The sequence below is a fragment of the Arthrobacter sp. 10T413_2 genome (assembly GCF_056394205.1).
Genome location: NZ_JBFTHK010000199.1, coordinates 1 through 7284, shown reverse-complemented (window position 1 = coordinate 7284; position 7284 = coordinate 1). Strand labels below are relative to the sequence as shown.

At 67.5% G+C, this 7284-nt stretch carries 4 protein-coding genes; all 4 read right to left on the bottom strand.

What is annotated here, in order from left to right:
• Positions 1-111 precede the first annotated feature (111 nt).
• Positions 112-2823 carry a LuxR C-terminal-related transcriptional regulator gene (locus AC1DBQ_RS20195; RefSeq protein WP_476930205.1) on the bottom strand — a complete coding sequence of 904 codons (2712 nt, stop codon included), beginning with the start codon at positions 2821-2823 and terminating at the stop codon, positions 112-114.
• Positions 2801-5545: a LuxR C-terminal-related transcriptional regulator gene (locus AC1DBQ_RS20190; RefSeq protein ID WP_476930204.1), complete on the bottom strand. Its 2745-nt coding sequence runs from the start codon at positions 5543-5545 to the stop codon at positions 2801-2803. The genes AC1DBQ_RS20195 and AC1DBQ_RS20190 overlap by 23 nt, the downstream gene beginning before the upstream one ends.
• A 197-nt stretch (positions 5546-5742) precedes the next feature.
• Positions 5743-6330 carry an aminoacyl-tRNA hydrolase gene (gene pth, locus AC1DBQ_RS20185; protein ID WP_476930203.1) on the bottom strand — a complete coding sequence of 196 codons (588 nt, stop codon included), beginning with the start codon at positions 6328-6330 and terminating at the stop codon, positions 5743-5745.
• Positions 6331-6467: 137 nt separating this feature from the next.
• Positions 6468-7064, bottom strand: a complete 597-nt coding sequence (locus AC1DBQ_RS20180) for a 50S ribosomal protein L25/general stress protein Ctc (RefSeq protein ID WP_476930202.1) — start codon at positions 7062-7064, stop codon at positions 6468-6470.
• Between the last annotated feature and the right edge of the window lie 220 nt (positions 7065-7284).

Sequence of the window (7284 nt, the reverse complement as noted above, 5' to 3'; positions counted from 1 at the left end):
ACACACGCCTTGACCGGCTGGCTAGACTTCTACAACCACCGCCGCAACCACAGCGCCCTCGGAGGACGACCACCCATCAGCAGATGTAACTAACCTCTTGGCTGAGTACACCTAGCGGCCGCCAATTCCGGGGAGCTGTTCACGGCCCTTGACGTTGAGCTTGGCGTAGCTGCGGTAGAGGTGGCCCTCAACCGTCCGGACKGAAACCTGGAGTTCGGCGGCGATCTGGCGGTCGGTCAGGCCGCGCACTGCGAGCGCCACAATGTCGCGCTCCCGGCGGGTCAGGATGCCCAGTGAGTCGTCGTTCTTGGCCGTTTCCTCACCGGGAAGGTCGTCGGCCCGGTCCAGGCACCGCTTCCGCTGCGAGTTCGCCATGCGCTCCCTGAGGGTGTCGCCCGCGGCCCGGTAGGCGTGCGCCGCCGCGTCGTAGGCAAGGGCGGCGAAGGTCCACAGCTCCGCAGCCTCACAGGTTTTCGCGGCCTCCAGGTGGTCCGCGGCGTTGTCCGTGCTGATGGCTGCGGCATAGGCGCAGATCGCGGCCGGCCGCGGGCCCTCGAGCCCGGCCTGCAGTTCCAGCAGCCGGGGCGCCGAGTCGGTGTCCCCTAAGGCCAGGCAAAGGGCCAGGGCCTCGAGTTCGAGACCGGCTGTGTTCATCTCCGGGTGCGGGCGGCCGAGGCGCTTCAGTTCGGCGATGGCGCCGGGGTAGTTCCCGAGCCGGGCTTTTCCATAGACCACGGCCATCATGGCCAGGGAGTGCATGTACCGCGGCAACGCCGCCGGGGCGGCCTCGAAGTCGGCGAGGAAAAGCTCCGCTTTCGTCTGGGCACCKACTTCGGCGGCCGCCGCGAAAGCMATGGCCGCCGTGAKGGCGAACAGCTGCTGGGGATCGGTGAGCCGCAGCGCTTCGAGCGCGGCGCTGAGGGTGTTCAGCGCCTGCGCGGCCTTGCCCTGGTACAGGAGGATGATGCCATGGGCCGCGTGGACTCCCCCGCCGAAGGAAATTAAGCTTGGCCCGGACCCGGCGACAAAGGCGGCCAGGAGGTTTTCCGCGGCCTGCCAGTCCCCGGCCTGGATCGCGGCGGCGGCCGACCGGACCACCAGGAAATCCGTGAGGAAGTACAGCTCATCGTGGTCGGCTCCGGCGGCCTCGACTGCCTGCGACATCACGGCAAAGGCGCTCAGTCCTTTGCCGGTGGCCAGGAGCCGCTCCGCGTCGAGGGAGAGCCGGAACGCCGCCTCGAGGTTGTTGACCGGCGGACGGGTGGCGGCCGTGTCCGCCGCGGCAGAGGTCTGCGGGTACTCGCCTGCCAGTGCCAGGACCATGGCTTCCATGGTGTCCAGGCGCTCCGTTATGGCGGCKCGAATGGCTTCGGCGTTCTCCGGCTGGGCCTCAGCCAGGTGTTCACCGGCATGCTGCAGCGCCTGTGCCCGTTGCATGATCTCGGCCGGCGTGTACCCCAGCGCGCACATCACCGCGGCCCACAGGAGGGATCCGGTCAGCAAGCTGGTGAGGTTGCCGCCTTGGCCGAAATCGGCGTCGAGGATTTCCCAGGCAGCAACGTAGTCGGAGGCGTTGTAGCGGGTCCGCGCTATCACGGCGCGGGCCGCCATCTGCAGGTCCKGGTCTTTGACGAGGGCGGCCGCCTTGCGGGCGAGATCGTCCTCGTAGAGCCGGCTGGCCAGGACGGMGGCCCGCAGGAGCTGGCGGTCCTCGACCTCTGCACCGCATTCGATCGACCAGCTCACGTGGCGCAACAGTCCTTCGGCCGACGTCGGCTCGCTGTCCATGCGGCGCAGCAGGCTCTGGCGCAGCTGGAGGCTCCTGGCCGGCGAGATCAGGTTTCGCAGGGTGTCCCCGTACACGGTGTGCCACAGCCGCAGCTCGCCGCCGGCGGAGCCCGTGACGCGGATCAGTTCGCTGTCGATCAGCGACCCGACGGCCTCTTCCCCGGCCACGGACTCGATCAGTTCACGGGACACGGGTTCGGCCAGGGCCACCAGGTTCAATGCCTGCCGCTCTTCCGGCGAGCGCAGCAGCAGCTGGCGGCGCACGACGTCGGTCAGCCGGTCCCCGTGGCTGTTCAGATGCCGGGTGAACAACCAGACACCGTTCCGGCGCAGCAGCGTCCCGTCCTTTTTGGCGTCGTCGAGGAGCCCGTTGAGGAGCATCGGGTTGCCGCCGGAGGCCTCCCAGAGGATCTCGGCGACGTTGGGCAGCACCTGCGAGCCGAGCTCGCCCTCCAGCATTTCTGTGGTCTGCGCCAGGGTGAGGGGCCGCAGGTCATGCCGCTCGGCGATGCCTTCAAACCACAGCTGCAGGAGCGGCTCCGGCAGTCCGGGCCGGGCGGCCGCGCCCACCAGCAGTTTCGCCCAACCTGCGGCGGCCAGCTCGGCCAGGATCCCCGCCGTCGCCTCATCGAGGTCGTGGGCGTCGTCGACGATGAGCAGCAGGGGATTCTGGGTGGCGCGCTTCTCTTCTTCCAGGTGCGACCACAGCGTCCTCAGCACGGCCAGCTGCGATGTCGCCTCCTGGACCGGGAGTTCGACAATGAAGGGGCCGAGGACACCGTAGGGCACCTTCGTCAGCGACGCACTGCCGTGGATCCGCACCGGCGTCACGTCCGGGCCCAGCTCCGCGACCACGGCTTCGATGAGCCTGGACTTGCCCATCCCGCTTTCGCCGAGGACGAATACCGCCACATGGCTGCCGCCCTGAAGGGACTCCACGGCCGACATCAAATCATCCGACCTCCCGGTCAAGGCGCGGGACGCCTCGGTGCCGGGGGCTCCCGCCGTGCCCCTAGATGAGTCCAAGCAGATCACTTCGCGAAGAAACGCCGAGCTTCGTGAACACCTGGTACAGGTGGCCCTCCACTGTTCTGACGGAAATGCCCACTTCCAGGGCGATGTCCTTGTTCGAAACGCCGTTCCCGGCAAGGGTGGCGATCTGCCGCTCCCGTTCCGTGAGCAGCGGGCCTTTGTTGCGGGGCATGATCGGCAGCGCCGGTACGGACTCCGAGAGGCTCTCGAGCATGCTGTAGGCGGTGTTGGCGCTGGCGGTCAGTCCGGCGCCCTTGGCGAAATCGAACGCGAGCGCCGCGCACCTGGCCTGGACGGCGTCGAGCTCCAGGGCCGCGGCCTGCTCGGCGGCTTGGAGCATGATCGCGGCATCCTTCTTCCGGCTGCCGACGGCAACCGTGCGGGACAGTTCGGCCAGCGGCCCCTGCCTCAGCCCGGCGATTTCCTCCATGTAGAGATAATCCTTGCCGGTTCCATTGACGGTGGCCCCGAGCATGCAGATGCCGGCGAGGGTGTAGCGGCCTTTCCGGAAATGCGCCTCTGCGGACCGGACCAGCCGGTCCTTGGCCTCCGGGTCGCCGAGCCACCGCGAGGCCATGTCCATGCAGAACTCCGTGGAGCTGCTGACGGCGAAGCGGGCCGGACCGTCAGCCGAGCGGGCGCGGTCCAGGTAGATGGTGGCCTGGACCGAGTTGCCGGTCTGGGCGTAGGCGAAGGCGGTGGCGGCGTAGGCCTGGCGCAGGGACTGCAGGCTCGCCCGGACCTCAAGCTGGGCGATTGCGGCCAGCAGCGGGTCCAACGCCATGTAGCCGCGGCCGGCATAGACGTACGCGAGACCGACGGCGAGGTCAGTGGCGGCGCTGCCGGAATGGAGCCCGTGCCCGGCCCGGCCGCTCGCGTCCTTGAGCATGTCGATGGCCTGGCKCCACAGGCCAGACAGGAGCAGGACGTTGTAGGAGCGCCAGGCAAAGTTTTCGCGGATGCGCGGCACATTGGAYCACTCGCCCAGCTGCCCGCCGAGTTCCCGCATGAGTTTTTTGGCGTCGAGTTCCCGGCCCGTCATGGACAAGGCTTCCATCAGGATGATGGCCGAGCGGAGCCGGTGCACGGAGTCCGCGCCCGGGACATCCGTAGTGGCCGCGGCGGTGAGGCGGGCCATTATGGGCTCGAAATCCCCGATGAAAGAGAAGTAGTTGAACTCGCACAGATCCAGGCGCAGCGCGGCCCGCGAGAGTGCGGCGGGGCTGGCAGCAGGCTCCTCCAGGCTCAAGTCCTGAAGCCGGACCCGGGCCTGCCGCAGGAGTTCGGGGACCTTGCCKGAGCGGTCTTCCAGCCAGGCCATGCAGTCGGCTTTCGCCGCAATGAATTCGGCGAAGGTCTCGGCCCCGAGGTCGTTGACCTGCCGCTCCGAGACATCGTCCAGCGCTGACATGGCCTGAAGGGGCAGCCCGAGCTGGAGGTAGGCCGCCGATTTCTGGAGCTGCCCCTCGGCCCATTCAGGGTCCGAGGGAGAGAGGCTCCCGGCGCATTTGAGGGCAAACTTCGGGTCAAAGAGCTTGACGGCCGCGCTGGCGGCCGCCAGCGCGTGGGCGGGGGCGAGCTGGGCGTGGCAGTCGTGGGTCCAGGCCGCATAGGCGAGCAGGTCCTCGACGGTGAGTTCGTCGAGTTCCTGTTCCTGGTGTCCGGGGACCTTGTCCCGCAGCTCCAGCCGGCGCTCCACGCTGAGCCAGTTCCGGACGATGTCGCCGAGGTAGCGGTCGCCCAGGGTKACGAGGTGCCGATCCGTGCGGTCCACGACKATCTGGCCGGCCTCTTCCATGTCGGCGATGACACCGGGGCTGTACATCCGGGCGAGCCGTGACAGKGGCAGCGTCCGGGCGCAGGAGAGGACGTCGATGACCTCGCGTGCTTCGGGTGTTTCCCTGGCGTATCTGGCCCGGACAATGTCTTCCAGCGCCGTCCGGCCGTCGAGCACCACCTCATCGACMAGGGTCCAGACCGATMCGGACAGGACAAGGTTTCCGCGTTCGATCTGTTCTGACACGACGGCCTGCAGGAGCGTGGGGCTGCCGCCGACCAGCTGGTGCAGCTGGCTAGCCAGGGCCGTCGAGACCCGGTGGCCCAAGGCTGACTGCAGGACCTCCAGTGTTTCGAGCTCGGTCAGGTTGGCTAACCGGACCTCGGCAAGCTGGCCCGAGGTGATGAGCCAGTAGAAGTCAGGCGGAAGGTCCGTGGTGCGCTGGGCCGTGGCGATCAGCCGGGCGGTGCGGGTCTGCAGCAGGTTCAGCAGGACCCCGGTACTGAGTTCGTCGAGGGCCCCGGCGTTGTCCAGCAGGATCACGCACTGGCGGCCGGCGGCGTCGTCGCGGATCAGGGAGRTAATGCCGTGCAGGATGGCGGTCGGCGAGCCAAGGGAGCTCTGCGGGAGCCGCGCCAGAGTGAAGGCGAGGCAGCCGTACGGCGTTGCCGACCCCKGTCCTGTGCTGCGGAGCTGGATGGTGTATACCTCGGGGCCGAACCCCGCGAGGGCGGTCCTGCCGACGAGGGTCTTGCCTACGCCGCKGTCGCCGGTGATAACAACGCCCATCCGGTCCTGCGCAAGCAGTTCCGTCCGGACGCKCTCGGCGTCGGCATTCCGCGCCAAACCGGACCATCCGTGCCTCGCGACCGGACCGGCGGCATGTTCTTCTTCGGCGGGTGCCAATGTAGTGGAAACATTCCCCCAGCCCAGCGAATCCCTCGACATGTAGTTTCCTTCGTACCGCTTTGTAGACAGCAACCCCAGACTGCCCACTTAGAAGTAGCGTATCCCTATCCCCCGACATGAGAGTAGACAGATCATAGCTGGAATGCTGAAAGCTTGGGAAGGAAACCCACTATCCGGATCCTCGCGGCGCGCCTKCCCCTGCTACGGGGCCGGGCTGCTGCGTGTTTAAGCCTGATTTATGGGGCCTTGGCCGGGTGGAATTTTTGCTGGGCGGCGGGCAGGCCGTCCTTGACCAGGACTTCGACGGCGTCGGCGGCCGCGTCGATGAGGAACGGCAGGTCCTTCTTCTCCGGGGCGGAGAAGTCACGCAGGACGAAGTCCGCGGTGTCCATCCGGCCAGGCGGACGCCCGACGCCGACCCGCACGCGCAGGTAGTCCTTGGTGGCCAGGGCCTTCGAGATGTCCCGCAGTCCGTTGTGGCCGCCTTCGCCGMMGCCGAGCTTCAGCTTCACGGTATCGAAGGGAATGTCGATCTCGTCATGGACGGCAATGACGTGGGCGGGGTCGATCCCGTAGAACTGTGCCAGGGCCGAGACCGGGCCGCCGGAGACGTTCATATATGACAACGGCTTGGCCAGCACGATCCGGGGGCCGCCAATGCCAAGGCGACCTTCGAGGACCTGGGCGCGGGCCTTGTGGGACTTGAAGCCGCCGCCGGTGCGCGAGGCGAGTTCATCCAGGACCATCTGGCCGACGTTGTGACGGTTGTGGCTGTACTCGGGTCCGGGGTTGCCAAGGCCTACAATCAGCCAGGTGTCGGTCATGGATCAGTCCTTCGGTGGGCCAGGTCAGGGTGGGACGGGTCAGGGGCGAGTGCCGGCTCCGGTGCGGAATACGACGGGTTCAGAGACGACGGCGGCCGGGCCCCTCAGGGACCCGGCCGCCGGAGAAATCGCCGGAATTACTCGGCCGCGACCGAGGATCCTTCGGTGGTGTCGGCCGAAGCCTCTTCCTCGGAGACCTCGGTGGCCTCGGAGATGTGAACGACGAGAGCCTCGACGTCGGCCAGCAGGACGGAGCCCTTCGGCAGAACGAGGTCGGAAGCGTGGATGTGCTCGCCGGCGCTGCGGCCCTCGATGCTGACCTCGACGGCGGTCGGCAGGTGGGTTGCCTCGGCCTCGAGGGAGACGGTGGTCATTTCCTGGTTGTACACGTTGCCCGGAGCCAGTTCGCCGGTCAGGTGSACGGGGACGTCGACGGTGACCTTCTCGCCGGTGCGGACGGTCAGCAGGTCGAGGTGCTCGATGATCTGCTTGATCGGGTTGCGCTGGATGTCCTTGACCAGGGCCAGGTGCTGCTCGCCGTTGATGTCCAGGGTCAGCAGGGCGTTAGCCTTGCGGACGGCCAGGGTGGTGGCCTTCGCCGGCAGGGTGATGTGGATCGGCTCGGCGCCGTGGCCGTAGATGACGGCCGGGATCAGGTTGGCCATKCGGGCGCGGCGGGCGAAGCCCTTGCCGAATTCGGTGCGTACTTCTGCTGCGAGCTTCTGCTCAGACATGGATATCTCCTCATGGGATTTCAAGCTGTGGGACTAAACGGTGTTCAGCAAGGGCGGAGGTCTGTTTGCGACCTTCAACGCCGGGCTGCCGTGCAGCTGACCTTCAGAAGGAGATTCAGACCCAGTCGATAACGGAGACCAGCACTCCGGCTTCCCGTGTATACGGTTGACCGGCGCTCTCCCTCGCCAAGGTTTCGGTACAAGGCTACCAGCGGCGGGG